Below are 22,870 nucleotides of genomic sequence, written 5' to 3'. Positions count from 1 at the left end.
ATGCTGAGGCGTTTGGCATAATATTTGACTTCTCAAAACTTTTCAAACACCCTCTTAAAGCTGTTTGTAGCAGACACAAAGAAAAGACACAGGGATACAAGGACATTTTAATTCTCCACGCCTCGCTAAATCCTCTTCAATCTTCATCTTCATCCAATTCATCATCCTCACTCCAATACTGTTGAGGTGCATTTCCGTGAAATTCTAAAACTTTGGCTTTTTTAACTTTGTTATCAGGTGGATTAATTACTTCTAACTGCACATCAAATTTCCAGTTGTCACCAAAATCATAAAGATAGGTCATTTTAGCACCCGGTTCGAGAGACAAATCACCAATCTGCACTTGGTCTGCAAATGGGGGTGTTTCCATATAGGGATGACCGATTTTGATGATGCGACCAAAATGGTCTTTATAACTAAACTCGTACAGGTGATCGTAATCAAAGTCAAAAGCATCGAGAATTGTCTCTGCAAGCCAGCTTAATGGTTTTTTTGCTGGTATAAGAATGCGTCTCCAAGCCTTAGAAATGGACACTTTAAAAATATATATACCATCGGTAAAGCCTTGCTTGGGAACAAGTAAATTATGCTCCCATTCTGGAAAAAATGCTTGTAAATGTGGCTGTAATTTTCCAAAAGTCACATTTACCTCATCCTGTAATTCTCCTCGTATACCCAATGGAAAGAGTAATTGCAACAGAGCATCACCAAAGGGTAAGCGTTGTAAACTAGTAATGCGCCACCCCTTGCCTTCTTGTGGTTTTCCATGTTTGATAGATAACAATCCAAACAACTCTAACAGGGCAATGTTATGCAGACCGGGGTAATAACTAATATCGTGTTGGTCTTCATATTTAGGAAATTTTAACCCTTTATCTGGGATGCGAGGCCAAAGTTGAATGCATCTAAATAAAGTGCCGAATGAGTCTTGATGCTCACCCAAAATTTCGTTATTTCCCCAAATTAACCAGGCTTCTAATAAGTTGAAATAGCGTTCTGTTGGGTTAAGATTTGACCATGATTCTAAGGTGGCTGCGTCTAATACTAAAATTTGCTTCTTACCTTGCGATCTAATTTGGGCTAACCCAGAACTGCGTAATAATAGATATAGCCCATTAATGTAGGGGTATGATTTCTGTACGGGGCGTTTGAGTTTAGTTTCAATTGGGTGGCTTAACTGAGAATTAAGTTCTGATAGTATTTTTAGCGGTAGAAGGTTATTAACACTACTAACTTCCACTCCATTTGGTTGTAAGAAATCTATCAGAGTTTGAAAGTCATGCCCAATCGTACCGGGTTGATTTTCATTAATGCTGAGTTTATATAGAAGTTGTTGTTGTGACTCTGTTAGGGAAGGCAGTTCAGGATTGAGTGTGCGTTTTAGTCGCGCAAATAAATCTTCCATAAATAAAAATTCTAAATTCTAAATTCACAATTTAACCTTCCGTAAAACCCTGTTCTTTTTATACTATGACTTCAGCAGTTACCCTAAAAACATCGACCCGCCAAGTGTCACAGCAGGACTATCAACACCGTAAGCTTAGTGATATGTGAATGATAATATTTTCACCTTCTACTTGACAATCCTAGTAATTTGATATGAATAGTAACACTCGTCTACAGATGATTTTAGCTGATACACGTATTGATATAGTATTAAGAGCGATCGCTCAACTAAATCTACCTAACTGGTGGTTAGCCGGGGGGGCAATCCGAAACACCGTTTGGCATTCAATTTTTGGCGAGAATTGTGGGTTAGGTATTAAAGATTTTGATATTGCATTCTTTGATATAGAGGGGAACCGTTCCCAAGAACTAGCAGCAAAGGCGACTCTCACAGAACAATTTCCTGATGACCAGTTTGATGTAAAAAATCAAGCCAGTTTTGCTCGTTGGCGTATTGGTAGCAGACCCTACACTAGTACAGAGGATGCCATCACAGACTGGCTGCACACTGCTACTGCTGTGGGAGTTCGACTAGATACCCAAAACCAATGGCAATTTTTTACTCCCTACGGGTTAAATGACTTATTTGCTGGCATTATTCGACCTACGCCAGCACATACTTATAACCTAGATGCCGACAATAAGGCATCTGAGTTTTTACAAAAGTGTCCTTATCTGCGGTTGGCGTAAGTTAGCGTCTAAATATTTCTCGTTGGTTGGCGTCTTACAGCCTTTGATTTACGATAAAATTCTGTATTAAGCGTTAGGAAACCTGTAAAATCATCCTTGATTCTGTTTCATGTATGAGTAGAGAAGTTCGCGATCGCTCTGGGGATTTACAATTAAGCATGGACTATTACCGCCACTTCTATTACTTACAAGAACAACAGTAATGCCCATCCGTGGACAAACTCCTAAACAACTGGTGCTTACCACCCGAAATTCACCCCATAATCCCTCAAATTTCAGACGAGATTTCAACCAATTCTCTAAGTCTTGGGAAGCCGTTGAGCCTGATTGCTCGTTTCCACATTGGGAACACACAAGCAGCAAACCAGACTCCCATCGTAGAGAAACACTGGGAATAGATGTGTCTAATGGGCGAGAACTCAGGGGTGAACATTGGGGTGATGTTTGCTGAGAATTGGCTGAAAACCTCTTGAGGATACGTCGGAGCAATACTTTAATCCGCCGGATTAGTTTCTTCATGGACGCTCCTACCTATTTTTCTGACAGAATAATATAAGTTTCCCCTTTAGTCTGTTCTATTTGATCATCTAGTTCCAATAAGAATTAGCGCTGAAGGGAGCGGCTCGTCCCAGAATCCAGACGATGATTTCTACCTTTGATATTCACCGGAAATATCAATTGAAAAAGTCTCGTAGAGAAGTATTGGCGATCGCAGCAGGTACAACTACAATTAATAGACATCTCCAACAAAGAATGTAGAGACGCGAAATTTCGCGTCTCTACAAGGGTTCTAGATAACGCATATTTAATTTCACCAGATGTCTAATATGCCTGATATAGCGTTTACTAAGAAACTGAGGTATATGCAAATCTTGTTTACCAAAGTTAGTAGCTTTAAAAACGTACCTCACTAGGTCGTGAACCGCTATAAGTAAGTTGGCAATTTCAGTTAGACTCCTCAAGCGCTCATTCGCATTTCTAATTATCTTTGTCATTCCCTTGAAAATTTAACAACTGATCATCATTGACCCAAATTGCTTGTTGAGGCACAGAAATAGAAATTCCGGCTTTGTCTAGGGCAACTTTCAGGCGGCGGCGAAATTCCCGTGCTACATCCCATTGTTTCAGGGGCTGGGTTTTAATCCAGACCCGAATAATCAAACCGCGATCGCCAAATTGATCTATTCCCAAAACTTGCGGCGGTTCCAAAATTTGAGGCTGCCATTGCATTTCTTGGTTCATCTCCAAACCAACAGTTTCAATCAACTTCAAAGCCTGTTCTGTATCGGCTTGGTACGCGATCGGGATTGTTAAATCGGCTCGTGACCAACGACTAGAAAGATTGGCAACAACTTTAATTTCACTATTAGGAATCGTGATCAAGCGGCCTTCGGAATCTCGCAGTTGGGTCATCCGCAGATTCAGATTTTCTACTAAGCCTCCCACGTCTCCCACACTAATCACATCGCCTAAAGCGTACTGGTCTTCTAGAATGATTAAAAAACCGTTAATCGCATCTTTAATTAAGTTTTGCGAGGCTAGAGACACTGCAACACCAACTAGACTGACACCCGCTAGCAAGGGAACGATATCTATCCCCAATGACACCAGCGCGAGCAAGAAGCCTACTCCTATCCAGATACCAGTAGCAATGCTTTTAGTCACGCCAGAAAATGTGGAAACTCGCAGTTGCAGCCGTTCAGAACTTTCTGGAGTCAATAAAGCACCACTGCTGATCAGAGTACTGGTGAAGCGGTCAATCAGGGCGTAGGTAAAACGGATCGCTACATAGGTTCCCAAGAACACGACACCTAATCGCAAAGGAAATTGGGCAGCTGTGAGAATCCCTAACTGAAATAGTCGTGTATAGGGAAATAGACCCAAAATAAAGAAACTTCCACCTCCCCAAATTCCGGCTTGAGTTAGCTCAAACAATCGTCTTTTGACTTCTTGGAGATGCTGCTTTTGCCGTTGATTCAGTTGTGTTGTAATTGGTTGAGCTGCTGCTACTGCTGGTGAAATTGGGGAGTTTAGGGGCGCTCTGGAGGGTTGGGAGGCAATGGGGTGTAATAAATCCTTTTTGGAACGCCTTTGCCAGCTATATACCCCCCAACTCATCACAATCATTGCCAGTCCAATGCCGGCAGCAATTTTACCTTGATTGATTAAAAATTGAGTTTGTCTTTCTTGCTTTGCTTTTTCCAAGTCTTCTTGTAACGAATCCTTTATTTGCTCTGCCGATGTCCGTATATCTACTTCTCGCAATCCAGCATCCTCAGAAGTAATCGTCATCAGATATTGGTCGTTGACATAAATTACTGGTAAGTCGTTTACTGTGCGAATTTTTACGTTTAGTTCTGTTTTTGCTGGTGAATAAAAGTAATTTTGACCAATTTTATCCAACTTCTTTTGAATATCTTCTGAACGCTCAGGAAAGTTGGCTTTTGATGCCGCTATCTGAAATAACCGCCGACCATCTAAATAAATCCAGCCTGTAACAACTCTATTATTTGAATCATTAATCACACTGCTGGGAGCTTGCAGCTGCGGTAAAAAAGGAATCTGGGCTGTGGCTTTGGGCATAGATACAACGGCTATGGCCATTGAACTAGCGATCGCCAAAAATTGAAAGCGCACTCAAACACCTCCTTGAGTAAAATCTACTAGTGACTACTTCTATAACTATCCTCCGTAATTACTTTGGGTAGATGTACCTATCTAAAGTTGAGGTTTTCCCTTTAGATGATAAAATTTTGATGTTTTTTTGAGTTTATTCTATCTTTAGACAGATGACAAGCTACTTACAATCAGCAATTAAGTCAGAGAAGAGTCTTGTCAACAAAGATAAAACAAAAAGGAAGAAGCTGGAGATGAAGTTGACATTCTGCTGATCAAACGTCAAGCTAGTTTTGAGGACTATTGACCGTGCCAATTTTAGATTTTGGATTTTTGTATTTTGGATTAAAAATGGGTTCAAGCCCCACCCCTTGTAGGTGCAGTCAATCCAAAATTGTAAATCTAAAATCCAAAATTATTTGACTAGTAGTTTGCTAATTACCAGCAAAATTGCCAGTAGTAGAATAACCTAGTAGAGTGCGTAAATTTTACGTACCTTTTTTAATTTTTTGAGGAAACTTTTGATGACCGCAACTTCTCCCCGATTAAAGCACGAGGTTAAAGACCTCGGCCTAGCTGCCTTGGGAAGACAGCGTATTGAATGGGCAGGACGCGAAATGCCAGTTTTGCGGCAAATCCGCGATCGCTTTGCCCAAGAAAAGCCCTTTGCTGGTTTACGCCTTGTAGCTTGTGCCCACATTACAACAGAAACAGCACATTTAGCGATCGCTTTGAAAGCCGGTGGTGCAGACGCGCTTCTAATTGCTAGCAATCCCTTATCAACGCAAGATGACGTCGCCGCTAGCCTCGTCGTCGATCATGAAATTCCCGTCTTTGCTCAAAAAGGCGAAGATAACGCAACTTATAGCCGCCACGTCCAAATCGCCCTAGATCACCGCCCCAACGTCATTATTGATGACGGTAGCGATGTGGTTGCCACATTAATTCAAGAGCGCCAACACCAAATCGCTGATTTGATTGGCACCACTGAAGAAACCACAACCGGAATTGTGCGCCTCCGCGCCATGTTCAAAGATGGCGTTCTCACCTTCCCCGCAGTGAACGTCAACGATGCTGATACCAAGCACTTCTTTGATAACCGCTATGGTACTGGACAATCAACCCTAGACGGCATTATCCGCGCCACAAATATCCTGCTGGCTGGTAAAAACATTGTCGTTGTTGGTTATGGCTGGTGTGGCAAAGGTACAGCCCTCCGCGCCCGTGGTATGGGTGGTAATGTGATTGTTACCGAAATTGACCCCATCAAGGCAATTGAAGCCGTAATGGATGGTTTCCGCGTCTTACCAATGGCAGAAGCTGCTAAAGTTGGTGATTTGTTTGTCACAGTTACCGGTAACAAGCACGTAATTCGCGCTGAACATTTTGATGTGATGAAAGACGGTGCGATCGTTTGTAACTCAGGTCACTTTGATATTGAACTTGACTTGAAATACTTGGCTTCTCAAGCTAAGGAAATCAAGGAAGTGCGTCCTTTCACTGAAGAGTATAAGTTGACAACTGGTAAATCAGTTATCGTTCTTGGACAAGGACGTTTGATTAACCTGGCTGCGGCTGAAGGACATCCCAGCGCGGTTATGGATATGAGTTTTGCCAACCAAGCTTTAGCTGTTGAATACCTAGTGAAGAATAAAGGTAAGTTAGAACCTGGCTTGCACTCAATTCCCATTGATGTGGATAAAGAAATTGCTCGTTTGAAGTTAGAAGCTATTGGAATTAAGATTGATAGCCTAACACCAGATCAAATTGAGTACATCAATTCTTGGACTACTGGAACTTGATATTAGTTGATTAATTGATTTTTTTGGGGATAGGCTTTTAGGCTTATCCCTTTTTTTGTGTTTCGCGCAAAGATGCAAAGGGAGAAATACATTACTGAAAAAATTAGGTATGATAGGATATAAAATATTATTTTGTCCATGTCAGCGAAAGATATCTTTCACAATGTAGTTTGTTTAGCTTGAGAAAAAGATAGTTGGAATATCACTCATGATCCTTTGTCTATTACAATTGACGGTATCGAATTTTATATTGATTTGAGAGCATAAAGACTTTTAGCAGCAGAAAAAGAGGGGCAAAAGATAGCAGTCGAGGTCAAATTTTTTCTAGGTAAATCATAAATAAGTGAATTTCAAACAGCGTTAGGACAAACACTTAATTACCGTTCTGTTTTAAGAAAAAAAGAACCTGAGCGCATTTTATATTTAGCAATTGGTTCTGAAATATATAGGACTTACGCAAAATATCTCTCAAACTCTGATTTATCCGTGCCCTCTGCGCCTCTGCCGTTCGTTATTGAAAGCGGCGGGAAACTCCATCCCAAGAGTGGGTGGAGAGGGATAGTCGCCCCAACCCTTGGGGCATAGGGCATGGGCCAAACAGGTAACTTCTTCCCCATGCCCTATGCCCCATTCCCCATGCCCAAAAACTCTATCCCCTTGTGGGTGGAGTTTTTCATAGGTGCTTCTCCAGTCACCGACCTAGAAAATGCTTTAGGACAATATATCTTATATTACGATATTCTCGCTGGCTTAGAACCTGACCGCAGCTTGTATCTGGCTATTCGTAAAGAAACCTACTCAGAACTATTTCAAGAACCAATTGGTAAAATATTATTAGAAAATCAACGCCTTTGTTTACTTGTCTTCGACTCAAAACGAGAGGTGGTACTGCAATGGATACTTTAGATAATTATCGTCAAATCATTCAAAAAATATTAACCGAATACGCTCAACTCACTTATGCTTACGGAGAACTAGAGAGACAACTAATTATAGACCAAACCGCTAACCATTACCTACTACTAATATTAGGCTGGGAAAATAATCAACGGGTGCATGGTTGCTTAGTCCATATTGACATTATCAACGGCAAAATCTGGATTCAAAGAGACGGTACAGAATACGGTATGGCCAACGAATTTGTTAATGCGGGTATTCCTAGAAATCAAATTGTTCTCGCCTTCCAACCAGCCGATATCAGACAGTATACTGAATTTGCAGTTACTTAATTAAGAAGAGCCTTGACATTTTAAAAACGTATAAGCATAGGCTTTTTTAACATTAAATAATCAGCATTCACTCTCAGCGATCGCAACAATAATCTATCTGATTCACTTACTTGATGATTCTGATTTTTCTCTAAAAGGCGATCGCTCCGACTTAGTTTTCCAATTATGATGGACTCAAAGGCTCAAGTTTCAACCTCAGAAGCTCAAAAGCACCTTCCTAGCACTCTGGTAAAAAATACTGAAACTACTAAGATTAGAAGCATCTACCTACTGAATACCCACTAATCTTTCCCAACCATGCCTCTGTCACGCATAGTAACGCTGATTGTTGGTCTGATCGTCATTTTGGGGCTAGCCCTATGGCTAATTGATTCCCTATCGCGCCTCTATTGGCAATTATCCTATTCGCCGTTGCTAGGCAATTTGCTGCTGTTGCTGCTGATTATCCTCATCGGAGCGTTGGTTGCCGCTTTTGTCTATTATGTATTGGTGATTCAATCTGGGGAAAAGCGATCGCGCCGCAACCCGAAGCGAGTGACTGCGGCACAAATTCCTGCTGGCAAATCTGACGCTGCTTCTACAACTCTCCAGGCTGTGCGTCAACAGGTAGGGCAAATTCAAGATGAAGTAGCACGTCAGGCTTTATTAAGTAAATCACGGGAGATTGAAGCGAATCTAGCACGGCGTGAGATTCAAGTAGTGGTATTTGGTACAGGAAGTGCTGGTAAAACTTCCCTAGTTAATGCAATTATGGGACGCATGGTGGGTCAAGTGGATGCACCGATGGGTACAACCCAGGTTGGAGAAACTTATTGTCTGCGATTGAAAGGATTAGAACGCAAGATTTTAATAACAGATACGCCAGGGATTTTAGAAGCAGGGGTGGCGGGAACGGAACGGGAACAAATGGCGCGAGAACTGGCAACAGAAGCAGATTTACTGTTGTTTGTGGTAGATAATGACTTACGACGCTCAGAATATGAACCACTGCGGGGGTTGGCAGAAATTGGTAAGCGATCGCTTTTAGTGCTTAACAAAACTGATTTATATACAGATGAAGATAAAGAAGCCATCCTCGCTAGATTGCGCCAACGTGTACGGGGATTTATTGCTACTAATGATGTGGTGGCGATCGCTGCTAATCCCCAATCTGCACAACTAGAAACTGGCGAAATTTTCCAGCCGGAACCGGATATTATCCCTTTGCTGCGGCGCACGGCTACTGTTTTACGGGCTGAGGGCGAAGATTTGGTGGCGGATAACATTCTTTTGCAATCTCTGCGATTGGGAGACGAGGCGCGAAAACTCATCGATGGCCAGCGTCGCCGTCAAGCTGACAAAATCGTCGAACGGTTTCAGTGGATTGGTGCTGGTGTAGTATCAGTCACACCTATACCAGTGGTAGATTTATTGGCGACAGCTGCTGTTAATGCTCAAATGGTTGTGGAAATTGGCAGAGTCTACGGCTGTGAATTGAATATGGAACGGGGACGAGAGTTAGCCCTTTCTTTAGCGAAAACGATCGCCAGTTTAGGCATTGTCAAGGGAGCAATTCAATTATTATCTACAGCTTTGCAACTCAATGTTGCCACCTTTATTATTGGTAGAGCAATTCAAGGCGTGACAGCAGCTTATTTAACGCGAATTGCTGGTAAAAGTTTTATTGAATATTTTCGTCATGATCAAGATTGGGGTGATGGTGGGATGACGGAAGTTGTGCAGCGACAGTTTCAAATTAATCGCAGAGATGAGTTTATCAAGGCTTTTATTCAAGAAGCGATCGCGCGGGTAGTGAAGCCGTTGACAGATAAATCTGAAGTAGTTGAACACGATGAAGAAGTCAATCACGAGTAGTCAAGCTATTGAGAGATAAATCTGAGGTGGTTAAGGAAGATACGCAAGCTCGGGGTTAGGATATTCTGAGCATAGAAGGGCAATATTTATTTTTGGGAAATTACTAACGTATAATTACAGTTGATTTTAGGTAAAACCCTTGCTACAACCGTTATAAAGTTCGACTAAAGTAGCAACATTAATGAATATTGTAGAACAAACTTCAAATAAACTTACACTTCATAATTCTGCATTAGGAGCTTGGATTCTGGGAAGTGTGATTGCATCTGTAGGAATTTGTATACCTTTATTCTGCGCTGGCAAAACGATACATATTTTTAGTTGTGATAGAACAATTGCTAATGAAGGTAGTTGTAAAATACAAGAAATAAATAGATGGGGAAAACAAAAACCAACAATACTACTCCTTAATAAATTAAGAGGGGCTAGCGTAGAAACCCATGTAGCTTATGACAAAAAAGGTCGAGAAAGTATTACTTATAGGATGTATATTATTACTGCAAATGAAGAAATATACTTTATTGGTAATAGCGAAAGAGAGTATCTTGATAGTATAGTTAACCAAATTAATGAATTTGTGAATAACTCTACAGAACCTTCTATAATAATTAGGACTGTTGGCGATAATTCACTGGCCATGTACATAATTGGAGGAATACTAGGAATATTTAGCATCTGTTTTATATTTGCAGATGATATTACCTGTAGCTTTAATAAATCTAGTGGTGTTTTCTACATAAGAAAACAAGGTATAAGGGGTAAGAGGTTTAAATCCGAGCGAAATATCAATATTTCCGATATTCGTATAGACGAGAAAAATAGATTGCAAAATCAACAAACAGGCAAAACACACATAACATACCAACTTAGTCTTGTACTTAAATCAGGAGAAAACCTGTTATTAGATACTGGTTCTAGTGTAGAAAATTATCATAAAATTGATAAGGACATCCGTCAAATGATTAATATTAAATAATAGAAGAATTAAACTGCTGAGTTGGAATCTCGTTGATATAAAAGATACTTATCATTTATAGAATTAAATGATAAGTATCTTTACTTTCGATATTAATTTTACTAAAATGTTATAATTTTTTACGTAAAAATACTTAAAAAATTAAACTTGCATTCAAGGTATCAAAATTATTCTTCAATTATTTTTAAATCTTTCCGGAAACTTGAGCAAATGCCAGTAAATCTAGATAAAAGGACTTACTGAGTAACCAGGTCATGACCTACCACATAATCGGTAAATTACTACAAGGGCGTTACCAAATTGTCCAAAGCCTTGGTGCAGGGGTGTTTGGACAAACATACATTGCTGTAGACGTAAATTATCCAGATAATCCCAAATGCGTTGTTAAGCAGATTAAAGTTTGCAGTTCCGAATCCGGCTACTTGGAGATGCTGAGGTTACTGTTTCAAACTGAAACCCAAACCCTCAAGCTTCTGGGAAGCCATGACCAAATTCCTGAATTCATCGCCTGCTTTGAAGAAAACGAGCAATTTTATTTAGTCCAAGAGTGTATTGAAGGACATGCGCTGACTGCGGAATTGCCCATCAATCAACAGTGGGGGTGTCTGTGGAGTGAAAGCGAAGTTGTAGAATTTCTGATAGATGTCTTAGGTATTCTAGAATTTGTTCACTCTCAAGGCGTTATCCATTGCGATATCAAACCGGAAAACTTGATCAGACGTAATAGCGATCGCAAATTAACTCTGATTGACTTTGGCTCAATTCAGTCTATCAATTTTGGTATAGGTGCGGAATTACCCATTTACAGAATTCCCGTCACTTCATTGGGATATATACCGCCAGAGCAATTTATTGGACAAACACAGCCCAATAGTGATATTTATGCTTTGGGTATGATTGCCATTCAGGCTTTAACAGGGTTAGAACCATTACAATTAAAAGCTGATCCTTATGCTAATGATAATGAAATTTTTTGGCGTTCTCAAAACACGCCAGTTAACGATTATCTAGCTGCTGTTCTCAGCCAGATGATCCGCTACGATTACCAAAACCGCTTTCAGTCTGCGGCTGAGGTACTACGGGTACTCAAACAAATAACATGGGAAACTCAGCCACCAGAAATATTAGAAGCAGATTCTCAATTTACCCTCAAAGCGGCGATTGAAGATGACAATTCTCAGAATCCTACATCTGGGAAATTATCGCCATTATTAACAGGAATGAAAGTAGGGCTGGCAGCTAACTCTTTGGTGATGGGATTTGGTGTATATTCTTTAGTTAATAGTTCACCTGCATACTCAGAAACAGATACTTTATATAAAGCAACCCAAGAATATCAAGCAGGAGATTTGCAAGAGGCGATCGCACTTGCTAAATCAATTCCCTCGCACAGTAATGTTTATCCAGAAGCGCAAGCTACAATCGAAGAATGGCAACAGCAATGGCAAGTAGCTGCACAGCAATATCAAATAGCTGAAACAGCTTTTCATCAGAGTAGATGGTCAGATGTTCTTCATGCTGCTTCTGAAGTTCCAAATATTTTATATTGGCAATCTAAAACAGGTAAACTAGTTCAGCAAGCATCAGTCAATATTGAAACACAGACGCAAGATTTATTAGCCAAAGCTTACGAAAGAGCCAGGGAAAAAGACTTTTCTACTGCATTACAATATCTGCGTCAAATTCCTCAAGAAAGTCATGCTGGTACTTTAGTTCAAGAAAAGTTGGCTGAGTATAATCGAAAGCGGCAGATCAGAGCAGCCTACTTTTTACAGAAAGCCTATAAACAAGCATATATTGGTGATTTAGATCAGGCTGTAAAATTTCTCCAAAATATTCCCAATGATACTTTAGTTTATGCTCAAGCTCAAGTCAAATTGAATGAATATACTCAAAAACAACGCCTGCTGGCTGACAATCAAAAGATAGCTTCTGCAAAAAGAAAAAATTCATTCATCCCTCAAAACTCACTCACTAAGATTGAATATCTTCAGGGAGCAAATTACCTGCAAGAAGTGAATATCCGATAGTTAGAGCAATTTTTAAATATTGTCTGGTTCCCAGTCGGAGACTAGGAACGCATATTGAAGGCTCCGCCTCAAGACTTGAAAAAGAGCCGCAATGAGGAGCACTTCCAGCCAGAGGCTAGAAACGAGATTTTAAAAAAGTTTGAATATAGTTATTGTAGGGGCACAATATATTGTGCCCCTACGCGTGTTCTCGATTAACTAGACATACTTAAATCTGACTTTTCCCGTTATCTCCTTGATTGAGCGATGTCTACGACGGGCTACGCCTACACTTACTATACCCCTAGGCTAAAGTCTTATTCTCTCGTAATTCATTATCATTAATTTTAAATTATTGAGAATAAACTCTAGTCTGAAACCCTTGCTATTTCGTTATCTCACGGCTTAACTAAATTTCTTTCACCTTTTAAGTTAACAATAGCACCGGGGTCTGTTTGAGTTAAACCGAACTTACTACCGTTATCGAGGACAACACCGCTATAATTAGCACTCGTTCCATCGGCTCTAATGAAGGATGCTGTAAAGCTACAATCAGTTTTCACATGGTATGTGCCTTTAGTCGCAATATTAGTTGTGATGGTTCCTGCAACACTTTTAACCAGAACAGTTCCTGTGACCTTTCCAAAGCTATCAAAGGTGTCTAAAGCATTTAATGCATAAGGCTGAGTCTTATTCAAATATCCTCCACCTTGAATTTCAAAGGCTCCTTGTAAACTGCTATTTGTACATGTTGGACTTAGTCCTATTACTGGACCACCTGGTTGTATTAGAGCATGTGCTTTAGGTTGTTGGTTATTCAGAACAACTTCAGTGCCGAATGTTGATGAAATACAAAGCATTAATGTTGCTAAAAATCTAAATCTTTTCATTTGAAGTCTGCCTTATAGAAACAAAATTGCCTACCTAAGTTAGATAACTTGTGCAAGCGGTTAGAATTATGCCATAAAGCGCTACACACAATTAAACAATAAGGAAAAGTGAGGGAAGCGATCGCCATAGTACCAGTACCACAAGGATCAGATACAGTGCTATGCTGCGATGCTTATACATTCCTGATAAGCAAGTTTTATCAGCGCTATCAGCCTTTTAGTGTCAAGTCTTGTTGACTAATTGTAACATTTTTGTGATATTAGTTTACATAAGTTAATAAATAAGCAATAAAAAACTATGTACACCACTGTTAATGAAAACGGCGTTATCAACAACTACTCCACTGAACCCCAGGTATACTGCGCTGAGTACCCGGCAGTTTGGGAACAACGTAACTACGTTATAGAAGGTGCAATTGCAACTATGTTTATTACCGCTCTAGTTTGGGTTGCTTTTGCGGTTAGTTAAGATTTTTTGATTTCGGTATCGATATCTGCCATTGACATTTGGGCTTTTTCTCATCACCTCGGTACTTGACACCGAGGTTTTTTGTTGTGGAGTGCGTAAGCCTAGCCCTTCGTAGACCTGACTTTTCACAGGATTTAGAAAACCTCTCTCCTGCAAAGAAAAAGGCTTGAAATTCTCCCCCTTTCCTAGTAAGGAAGGGGGCTGGGGGGTTAGGTTTTTGATTACTGAATCGATGCTCTAGGATGTCGTCTGGCGTGGATTGGGGGAATTAGGGACTGGAATGATTGGCACGATTATAGGCTTTGGTTTTTCGCTTTGCAGTTGAATTTGGGCTTGGTTACGCGCGTCTATTGCTTGTTGATAATTAGGCTTGTATTTTATTGCTTGAGCGTAAGATGCGATCGCATCTTGATACCGCTTCAAATTTAATAGTGCATTGCCTCTGCTATACCAGCTTTCGGAATGGTCTGGTTTATAACGAACTGCCTTATTATAAGAGGCGATCGCATCTTCGTATTGCTGCAATATGTATTGTGAATTACCCATATTATACCATAGTTGATAGTTATTTGCCTTAATTTTTGCGGCTTTATTATAATATTTTATGGCTTCTACATAGCGTTGTGTTTGATGCAACGACCAGCCTAAATTATACCATGCTTGATAGTTGCCAGGATTGTATTTAATTACTTGATTAAAAGATTCAATTGCTTCTGGATAACGTTGTAAATTTAGCAGTACATTACCTCTTGACAACCAAGCTTGATAATAAGTTGGCTGGTATTGCACCGCTTTATCATAAGCCGTAAATGCATCTTTGTAGCGTTGCAAATTGACTAAAGCATTTCCAAAATTATACCAAGCTTGCTCGTAGTCTGGTTTTAAATCAACAACTTTTTGGTAGGCGACGATCGCTTCTTCATATCGCTTAGAATTCTGCAAAGCTAATCCTTTTTTGTACCAAGCTTCATAATTATCTGGTTTGAGTTCAATCGCTTTCTCATAAGATTTAATTGCTTGGTCATATTGATTTAAATTACTGAAAGCTTCACCCTTAGCGTTCCAGACTTCTGAGTTGCCATTATTTAATTGCAAGGCTTTATCAAAAGAAGCGATCGCTTCTTGATATCGCTGTAAACTTGCTAATATAAAGCCTCGTCCAATCCAAGCTTCTAAATAATCTGGCTTAATTTGAATTGCTCTATCATATGCCGCTAATGCTTCTTTGTATTTTTTTAATTTATCCAACGTTTTGCCTTGACCATTCCATCCTTGAGAATAATCTGGTCTAATATTAACTGCTTTTTCATATACTGCTAGCGCCTCTTGATAGCGTTGCAAATCAAAAAGTGTATTTCCTTCTTTAGATAATTCTATGGCGTTATTTGAATTAATGTTATTCCAAATAAATATTGATGCTACTCCACTGACCCCAATTAAAAATATTCCTAGTAAAATTTTACCCAATATACCTTTTTTTGGTTGAGGTTTGTTGATATTTTTTGGTGGAGAAATAGGAGTTAAGGCTATTGTTGCAACAGGTGGGAGTGTTAACTCTTTGAGCGCTTGTAATGCCAACGTTGCCGAAGGATAGCGTTGCCGAAAGTCGTAGCACACCATTTTATCTAAGAATTGAGCGAATTCTGGCGTTACCGTGGCTTGATTATGCCAGATAATTTCATTAGTATCAGCATCTTTTACTATTTCCTCTGGTGATAATCCAGTGAGGGCTTGAATAGCAATTATTCCCACAGCATAGATATCACTACTTAATTTTGGCGTACCATGAGCTTGTTCTCCAGGAATATATCCAGGCGTACCGATAGCAACAGTAGCTTGCGTTTGACCTTGGGGAGTAATCACTTGAGTAGCGATTTGTTTAACTGCACCAAAATCAATTAAGATTAATTTGCCATCTTGTTGGCGTCTGAGGATATTTCGAGGATTGACATCACGGTGAATTACATTCTGTTGATGGACAAATTCTAAGATTGTCAAAAGTTCTTGTAAAAGTGAAATTACTTGGTCTTGACTTAGGGTTTTACCTGGTGTTAATTCTTGACTCAGGTCGTGACCTTCAATCAATTCCTGTACAAGATAGAATTCGGCATTCTCCTCAAAATAAGCTAAAAGTTGGGGAATGCGATCGTGAGTTCCTAATTTATATAGAACTTGTGCTTCTGTATCAAATAAACGCCTAGCTGTCTCCAAAGTTACAGGATCACTTGCCTGGGGTTTGAGTTTCTTAACGACACATGGAGGTGAACCGGGTAATTGAGTATCACAAGCCACAAAGGTTTCACCAAAACCCCCACCTCCCAAGTTACTAATAATTTGGTATCTTCCTACAAGTGTGTTTCCCAGCATCTCGTTTGCCTACTTAAGTGCGATGCGATCTGATTTCAATCTTGCCACACGTTAAGGGAGAATGAGGGAGTGGGGAGTAGGGAGTACAGACGTGATTAATCGCGTCTGTACAGGAGTTACAAGAATTCTTTGCCCAATGCCCAATGCCGAATGCCCAATGCCCAATGAAAAATGACTAATGACAAATAATTAATGATTCCTATTAGTGATAATATTCGTTGTCGGAGTAAGCCAATTATTAATTATTGGCTGATTGGCATTAATGTTGCCGTATTTTTATGGGAACTTCAACTAGAATTTAGTAATGAATTGGGCTATTTTGTCAATAGTTGGGGTGTGATTCCAGCCCAGATTAGTGGGGCAATTACAAATGCTCTCTTCTTTAACAACTCTGCTGCTTGGATAATTGTAATTTGGCGAACATTTTCACTACTATTTGGAATATTTATACATGGCAGTTTTAGTCAAATATTGGGAAATCTGCTATTTTTGTGGGTTTTTGGTAAGACTGTAGAAAATATTCTGGGACATGCACGCTATCTCGGATTTTATCTGACTGCTGGCGCGATCGCTTCTTTAGTCCCAATTCTGGCTGAACCGAGTTTGACAGTCCCATTGATTGGAGGCAATGGTGCGATCGCAGCTATTTTAGGAGCATATGTTATGAAGTTTCCTAAAGCTAAAATTGACACAGTTTTGCCGCTAATAATCGTGTATATCCCAATCCAACTGCCAGCCTTTTTCTATATATTTTGGTGGTTTCTGCAACAATTATTTTATGGTATTGGCAGTTTAAATATTCCTCCCTTTGGTGTAAATCAATCGGGTGTTGTCTTCTGGGGGCAGGTTGTGGGATTATTGATAGGTGTAGCTTTCATGCGTCTAAAGAGATAAACTTTTTTCAGTTAAGTAAGTGGGCGTGAAGAATTAATTTTAGATTGCGTAACATTGTTTAATTTATTCTTGCCTGTATTTTCAAATTTTGAATTTTGAATTGTTTATGTGCCTTTGGATGGATTACATTTGTTAGCTGAAAAAATCATAGTTATAAAAATAGGGGATACCTACTCTTCAAATAGGTATTGTTGAGTTGTGAGCGGTATGCAAGATGCCAAATGTTGATAAAATTAACTATAAAGTCACTGATGAATTAGCAGTTATGCGGCAGCGTGTAGCTGAGTTAGAGCAATCAGAAATATCTTATCAACAAAGGCAAGCAGCGCTTGAGGAGCAATTAACAGAACTGAAAAGAAAGCTGCCAGTAGAAGAAGAAAATACCCATACTCAACAAGTTGTCGAGTATGATATTGAATTTCATCGTGAACAGGGAACATCGACAGCCTTCAATCTGCCAACAGATGCAGCAGTGACTTTACACCAACTCCAACAAGAAATTGCACAGCGACAGCAGGTAGAAATCTCTTTGAGGGAGAGTGAAGAAAGACTGAGGCTAGCTTTAGAGGTTTCCCAGATGGGCTTGTGGGATTGGAATATTCTCACCAATAAAGTCATCTGGTCTGAAAATTATGCAGTGCTTTTTGGCGTGCTTCCAGGTAGTTTTGACGGACCTTATGAGGCGTTTAACAAGTGCGTTCATCCTGAAGATAGGCAATCTGTAATGCAAGCGATCGGCCAGGCTTTAGGACAAAAGACTGACTACAACGATGAATTTCGCATAGTTCGATTAGACCAAAGTGTACATTGGATTTCTGCCAAGGGAAAATTTATCTATGACTATCAGGGGCAAGCGGTGCGAATGATCGGAGTTTGTATGGAAACTACTGTGTGCAAGCAGGCAGAAGAAAGTACTCGCAAACTAACGAGCCAAGTGCAAGAACAGGCAAATATTTTAAATGCTATTCTCACCGCATCAGTTGATCATATTTATATATTTAATCGCACAGGTTGCTATCAGTATGTCAGTCGTGATGGAGCTACTTTACTAGGCTTAAAGCCGCAGGATATTGTCGGCAAAACTTTGCAAGAAGTGGATTTCCCCGCAGACTTTGTAGAACAGGTAGAGAATCAACGACAAGCTGTGATGAAAACTGGACATCCAATCAAGGATGAGTGTAAATATATTACCGCCGATGGGTTGCATTATTATGAATACATCCTCACACCATTACGGAATTACAACCAAACTATTGACGGCGTAATTACTGTTTGTCGTGATATTACCGAACACAAACGGGCAGAAAAGATATTACGTGAAAGTGAAGCCCGATTTCGGCGTTTGTTTGAATCTAACATAATTGGTGTTGCTTTTTGGGATGTGGATGGTTTGATTATTGATGCCAATGATGCCTTTCTTCAAGTAGCTGGCTACACTCGTGATGAATTTGCTACTTTAGGTGGAATTAATTGGAGAGAGCTTACTCCTGTGGAGTATAAGCATTTAGACGATCGCGCCCTTTTGGAAATGGAAACCAGTGGAGTTTCTAGAATTTATGAGAAAGAGTACATTCACCGCAACGGCAAGCGAGTACCAATTGTTTTGGGGATGGCCTTGCTGAATGACTCCAAGGATAATGGTGTGGCTTTTGTACTAGATATTACCGATCGCAAATTGGTAGAGAAAGAATGCTCTTATTTACTCCAACGAGAACGGACAGCACGCCAACAAGCAGAAATTGCCAACAAAATCAAAGATGAATTTTTGGCGGTTCTCTCCCATGAATTGCGAACCCCACTCAACCCCATCCTGGGATGGTCGAAAATGCTGCGGACTCGCAAATTTGATCAAAAAACTACTAACCACGCCTTGGAAACCATTGAACGCAACGCCAAGTTACAAACTCAGCTAATTGAAGATTTGTTGGATGTGTCTCGCATTCTCCAAGGAAAATTAAACTTGAATATCTGTCCAGTGAACTTGGTAATGGTAGTTGAAGCAGCACTAGAGACAGTAAAACTAGCAGCACAAGCCAAGTCAATTCAAATTCAGACCATATTTGATCCTACTTTGGGACAAGTGATGGGCGACCCAAATCGGCTTCAACAAGTTGTGTGGAATCTAGTTGCCAATGCAGTAAAATTTACACCAACAGGAGGACGCGTAGAAATTCGACTCCTGGAGGCTGGTAAGCAGGCTCAAATTCAGGTCAGCGATACAGGTAAGGGAATTTCGCCAGACTTTTTGCCTTATGTGTTCGATTACTTTCGTCAAGCTGATGGTACAATGATACGGACATTTGGTGGATTAGGTTTAGGATTAGCGATCGTGCGTAAAGTTGTAGATATGCATGGGGGAAATGTTCAAGCCGAAAGTCCTGGAGAAGGATTGGGTGCAACATTTACTGTAGAGCTACCGCTTTTGGTCAGAAGTGAACAGGTTCGGCGTGAAGAGAATGAGTCTTCACATTGTGAGCCGGAATCCTCGGTGCTTTCAGAAACTCAAGTTTTGGTGGTGGATGATGAACCCGATATCCGCGACTTAATTACCTTTATTTTGCAAGACTATGGTGTGGAAGTAACCGCCGTAGCATCAGCACAGGAAGCATTACAAGCGCTGTCTGAGTCGATACCAGATGTTTTAGTTAGCGATATTGGAATGCCAAAGACAGATGGTTATATGCTGATGCGTGAAGTGCGATCGCGATCGCCTGAACAAGGAGGATTGATACCAGCGATCGCTCTAACGGCTTATGCAGGGGAAATGAATCAGCAGCAAGCATTAGCAGCAGGATTTCAAATGCATATTTCCAAACCAGTAGATCCAGATGTCTTGGTGAAGGCGATCGTTGATTTGATTAAAGCAACCTGATACTACATGAAAAACTCCACCCACTCTTGGGTTGGAGTTTTTGGGCATGGGGCATGGGGCATGGGGCATGGGGCATGGGGCATGGGGCATGGGGAAGAAGTTACCTGTTTGGCCAATGCCCAATGCCCCAAGCGACGGGGCGACTATCCCTCTCCACCCACTCTTGGGTTGGAGTTTCCCGTCGCTTTCAATGACACCAGCTTTAAAGACGCTGACTTACGTAGAGCAATATTTATCGATGCATTAGACATCTCCGAAAAAGAATGTAGAGACGCGAAATTTCGCGTCTCTACAAGGGTTCTAGATAACGCATATTTAATTTCACCAGATGTCTAATGAACTATTAAGAGAGTTGAATTTAACCGCAGAACAAATTTTTAGCGCTGGTGTGGTCAGCTAAATTTACGGTGTCTATTAAAATAACATTAGGAGTCAGAATACATTCGTTAGAATTCTTGAAGAAAAATACATTCGTCAGAATACATTCGTCAGAATTCTTGAAGAAGAATACATTCGTCAGAATATATTCGTCAGAATGCAATCAGTGGGGGATTCAGACCCGCCACTACGAAAGTTAACCACCAAATTTTCTTGTTTTGTGGGGGTCTTAAACGCCGTTTATTCATCCACCAGTCGCACAAAATACCCAAGTGAATTCTGGCGACTGGCACCTTTATTCTGTTTGATAAAAACAAAGCCTGCCGATGCACGCTTTGTTTACCCGTAATTATCTTTAGAACTTACGCCAAATTGAACGCAACTTGTTATTAATAGACTTATCCACAAATAAACCTCAAAATAGCTGAAACCCTTGCATAGCTGGCTTTTTAGCTTATATAAAACAGGAACCTCTAAAACCCTCTCCAGAGCTAGGTTTCAGCCAAATAAAGTTCTCATTTCCGGATAAGTCTAATGTTGATTCCACAAACCTGCTCAATAGTGTAGCGGCGTTGTTCTACCCATTCCCTAACATACACTTTACGGTGGTCGCCCTGTGAGATAATATACGATAGCCAAATGCACGCCACCCACCCCCAATCAAGTCCTTCCTGTTTCCAGTGACGAGGCAAATGTTGATTGAGGATTTCTGGCAGTCCCATTTTTTTCATTACTTCTAGCAACAGAACAACATCGTCGATTCGTTCTGAGATTATTTTTTCAGGTAAATGTGCCATTTCTCACACTTACCATACTCGCATTCCGTCAGAACATCTTTTTTGATGCGATTTGGTAAGTCGCAGCGATCGCCTGTTTTTCTTCCCCCCCTTGTTCACACATCCCTCATTTCACCAAATCCATCCTCGATTACGCGAACGGTGAGTAATTCAAGAATGAGTTGAAAAAACACAATTGGACAAAACTTGCACAAAAAATCTCTGAAAAAATGGTGCCTGTTCAGGCTTTTTGTACGCTTAAAAAATTTTAAGTGCCTGGAACGACGCTTTTTCTCTTTGTTTCAGAGGTGCTGAGTTTGGGACGCTATTAGCTCACGTAGCCAAATGTGTAGCGGATCGTGATCGCAACGTTCATGCCAAATCTGTAGAAAATTGTAGTTACCAAGTTCAATCGGTGGTTTAAGGATAGCAAGGTTTGTATATTCAGCAAAGAGCATTGCAATTCGACTAGGCAACGTAACAATGAGATCAGTCTGAGCGACTATTAGAGGAGCCGAGAGAAAATGTGGTAACTTCAACATCACTCGACGCTTCACGCCTAAGCCTTCTAACACAGTATCCACAAGGGTTTTAGTCGAACCCGGTATTGCGTTTATAGGCGTAATGAAGGCATGTGGCCAAGCAACATAAGATTCAATTGTAAGATCCATTTGAGTAATGGGATGGTCAGCCCGAACTACAGATACATAATCTTCTACAAATAACTTTTGGAACCTAAACTCCGAAGTTTTTGGTAGATTAGGAACTCCTAAGCCTAGATCAATAACTCCATTTCTCAGTAAATCTAATGTGTCAGAACGCCAATGATGGCATTCCAAATTCAGTTGAGGAGCCTGTTGAGAAATTTGCTTCAAAACCTTTGGAAGAATCAAAACGGTTGCGTAATCTGATGCAGCTAGCTGGATTGTACCTTGTGCTGTTTTAGGTTCAAAACTGCTTGGTTGAATTAACTGCTCAATATTTAACAAAATTTTCTGTAGTGGTTCGAGTAGCTCTTGAGCACGTGGTGTAAGAACCATGCCTTTCTTAGACCGCACAAGTAATGGATCGTTGAACACTTGGCGTAATCGCCCAAGTGCGTTACTGGTAGCTGATTGACTCAAACCAATTTTTTCTCCAGCATTCGTGACGTTACGCTCTTGCAGCAAGGCATATAACACCAGTAAAAGATTAAGATCCAATTGCTGCAAATTTATTTCATGCATAGACATTATTTATTCTATGAATTTGACAAATAATCATGAATTACTTACTATCAGTATGTTTATTAAAAGCAAGGTATAGGATAAAAGTTTGGCAATAATTTGGATCTAAATCAGTAAGCAACCCTTGACTGAAAATCACGGGCTGTGAAGAGGATAAAACTTTTCATGCTTCTCCTATTTTTTTTAGTTAGAGATAATTTATAAAGTAAACCTTAAATTGTCGGGTGCGTTATAGCAACGCTTAACGCACCGAGAAACATGGTGCGTTACGGCTACTTCTCACTCTCTCGAACTCCCAAATCCTTGCATAGCAGTAACACACCCTACTTAATATTTACTTTATAAATAGCCTCTAAGGGTACAATTTTGAGTTTTG

18 protein-coding genes and 1 pseudogene are annotated in these 22,870 nt (G+C 40.2%); 12 read left to right on the top strand and 7 right to left on the bottom strand.

The features are described from left to right. Positions 1 to 136: 136 nt before the first annotated feature. On the bottom strand, positions 137 to 1,405 hold the full coding sequence (locus tag PUQ00_RS12060; protein ID WP_300416404.1) for a plasmid pRiA4b ORF-3 family protein: 1,269 nt from the start codon (positions 1,403 to 1,405) through the stop codon (positions 137 to 139). A gap of 194 nt (positions 1,406 to 1,599) precedes the next feature. On the opposite strand from PUQ00_RS12060, the gene PUQ00_RS12055 reads away from it, so the two are divergent. After that, complete coding sequence (locus tag PUQ00_RS12055) at positions 1,600 to 2,136, top strand: nucleotidyltransferase family protein (protein WP_300416402.1); 537 nt, start codon at positions 1,600 to 1,602, stop codon at positions 2,134 to 2,136. Between the two features lie 90 nt (positions 2,137 to 2,226). Here PUQ00_RS12055 and PUQ00_RS12050 read toward each other — a convergent pair whose 3' ends face one another. Together PUQ00_RS12050 and PUQ00_RS12045 are read right to left on the bottom strand one after the other, a co-directional pair. Continuing rightward, positions 2,227 to 2,655: a (2Fe-2S) ferredoxin domain-containing protein gene (locus PUQ00_RS12050; protein WP_300416400.1), complete on the bottom strand. Its 429-nt coding sequence runs from the start codon at positions 2,653 to 2,655 to the stop codon at positions 2,227 to 2,229. A 459-nt stretch (positions 2,656 to 3,114) separates the two neighbouring features. Next, positions 3,115 to 4,773 (bottom strand): mechanosensitive ion channel domain-containing protein, encoded by a 1,659-nt coding sequence (locus PUQ00_RS12045; RefSeq protein ID WP_300416398.1) that lies wholly within the window; start codon positions 4,771 to 4,773, stop codon positions 3,115 to 3,117. Positions 4,774 to 5,276: 503 nt separating this feature from the next. On the opposite strand from PUQ00_RS12045, the gene ahcY reads away from it, so the two are divergent. From ahcY to PUQ00_RS12010, 7 genes and pseudogenes are all read left to right on the top strand, one after another. After that, positions 5,277 to 6,554, top strand: coding sequence for an adenosylhomocysteinase (ahcY, locus tag PUQ00_RS12040; protein ID WP_300416396.1), 1,278 nt, complete (start codon positions 5,277 to 5,279; stop codon positions 6,552 to 6,554). Positions 6,555 to 6,692: 138 nt separating this feature from the next. Further along, positions 6,693 to 7,010: pseudogene (locus PUQ00_RS12035) on the top strand (element excision factor XisH family protein); the annotation flags it as partial. Positions 7,011 to 7,142: 132 nt separating this feature from the next. Next, a complete protein-coding gene (locus tag PUQ00_RS12030) occupies positions 7,143 to 7,460 on the top strand; it encodes an element excision factor XisH family protein (protein ID WP_300416394.1) in 318 nt (105 codons plus the stop codon). Further along, the gene (locus PUQ00_RS12025; RefSeq protein WP_300416392.1) at positions 7,448 to 7,783 is read left to right on the top strand and encodes a XisI protein; all 336 of its coding nucleotides are present in this window, start codon (positions 7,448 to 7,450) and stop codon (positions 7,781 to 7,783) included. The genes PUQ00_RS12030 and PUQ00_RS12025 overlap by 13 nt, the downstream gene beginning before the upstream one ends. Before the next feature lie 297 nt (positions 7,784 to 8,080). Then, positions 8,081 to 9,637, top strand: coding sequence for a GTP-binding protein (locus tag PUQ00_RS12020; RefSeq protein ID WP_300416390.1), 1,557 nt, complete (start codon positions 8,081 to 8,083; stop codon positions 9,635 to 9,637). A gap of 181 nt (positions 9,638 to 9,818) precedes the next feature. After that, positions 9,819 to 10,613, top strand: a complete 795-nt coding sequence (locus PUQ00_RS12015; RefSeq protein ID WP_300416389.1) for a hypothetical protein — start codon at positions 9,819 to 9,821, stop codon at positions 10,611 to 10,613. A gap of 254 nt (positions 10,614 to 10,867) precedes the next feature. Next, entirely contained in the window at positions 10,868 to 12,643 is a 1,776-nt protein-coding gene (locus tag PUQ00_RS12010) for a serine/threonine-protein kinase (RefSeq protein ID WP_300416387.1), read from the top strand. A 377-nt stretch (positions 12,644 to 13,020) separates the two neighbouring features. Here PUQ00_RS12010 and PUQ00_RS12005 read toward each other — a convergent pair whose 3' ends face one another. After that, positions 13,021 to 13,512 (bottom strand): hypothetical protein, encoded by a 492-nt coding sequence (locus PUQ00_RS12005; RefSeq protein WP_300416385.1) that lies wholly within the window; start codon positions 13,510 to 13,512, stop codon positions 13,021 to 13,023. A 298-nt stretch (positions 13,513 to 13,810) separates the two neighbouring features. On the opposite strand from PUQ00_RS12005, the gene PUQ00_RS12000 reads away from it, so the two are divergent. Next, a complete protein-coding gene (locus PUQ00_RS12000; protein ID WP_300416383.1) occupies positions 13,811 to 13,981 on the top strand; it encodes a ssl1498 family light-harvesting-like protein in 171 nt (56 codons plus the stop codon). Between the two features lie 237 nt (positions 13,982 to 14,218). On the opposite strand, the gene PUQ00_RS11995 is transcribed toward PUQ00_RS12000, so the two are convergent. Then, a complete protein-coding gene (locus PUQ00_RS11995) occupies positions 14,219 to 16,348 on the bottom strand; it encodes a serine/threonine-protein kinase (protein WP_300416381.1) in 2,130 nt (709 codons plus the stop codon). Positions 16,349 to 16,540: 192 nt separating this feature from the next. Here PUQ00_RS11995 and PUQ00_RS11990 point away from each other — a divergent pair, with 192 nt between their 5' ends. The 3 genes from PUQ00_RS11990 to PUQ00_RS11980 all read left to right on the top strand — a co-directional run bounded on the left by PUQ00_RS11990 (position 16,541) and on the right by PUQ00_RS11980 (position 20,450). Beyond that, entirely contained in the window at positions 16,541 to 17,242 is a 702-nt protein-coding gene (locus PUQ00_RS11990) for a rhomboid family intramembrane serine protease (protein ID WP_300416379.1), read from the top strand. A gap of 214 nt (positions 17,243 to 17,456) precedes the next feature. Continuing rightward, entirely contained in the window at positions 17,457 to 20,114 is a 2,658-nt protein-coding gene (locus PUQ00_RS11985; protein WP_300416377.1) for a PAS domain S-box protein, read from the top strand. Between the two features lie 108 nt (positions 20,115 to 20,222). After that, a complete protein-coding gene (locus tag PUQ00_RS11980) occupies positions 20,223 to 20,450 on the top strand; it encodes a hypothetical protein (RefSeq protein ID WP_300416375.1) in 228 nt (75 codons plus the stop codon). Between the two features lie 557 nt (positions 20,451 to 21,007). On the opposite strand, the gene PUQ00_RS11975 is transcribed toward PUQ00_RS11980, so the two are convergent. Continuing rightward, entirely contained in the window at positions 21,008 to 21,289 is a 282-nt protein-coding gene (locus PUQ00_RS11975) for a hypothetical protein (RefSeq protein ID WP_300416373.1), read from the bottom strand. A gap of 281 nt (positions 21,290 to 21,570) precedes the next feature. After that, positions 21,571 to 22,494, bottom strand: a complete 924-nt coding sequence (locus PUQ00_RS11970) for a LysR family transcriptional regulator (RefSeq protein WP_300412574.1) — start codon at positions 22,492 to 22,494, stop codon at positions 21,571 to 21,573. Positions 22,495 to 22,870 lie beyond the last annotated feature (376 nt).

Source organism: Nostoc sp. S13 (assembly GCF_029379315.1).
Lineage (GTDB): Bacteria > Cyanobacteriota > Cyanobacteriia > Cyanobacteriales > Nostocaceae > Nostoc.
This window is presented reverse-complemented; position numbering and strand designations above follow the sequence as displayed.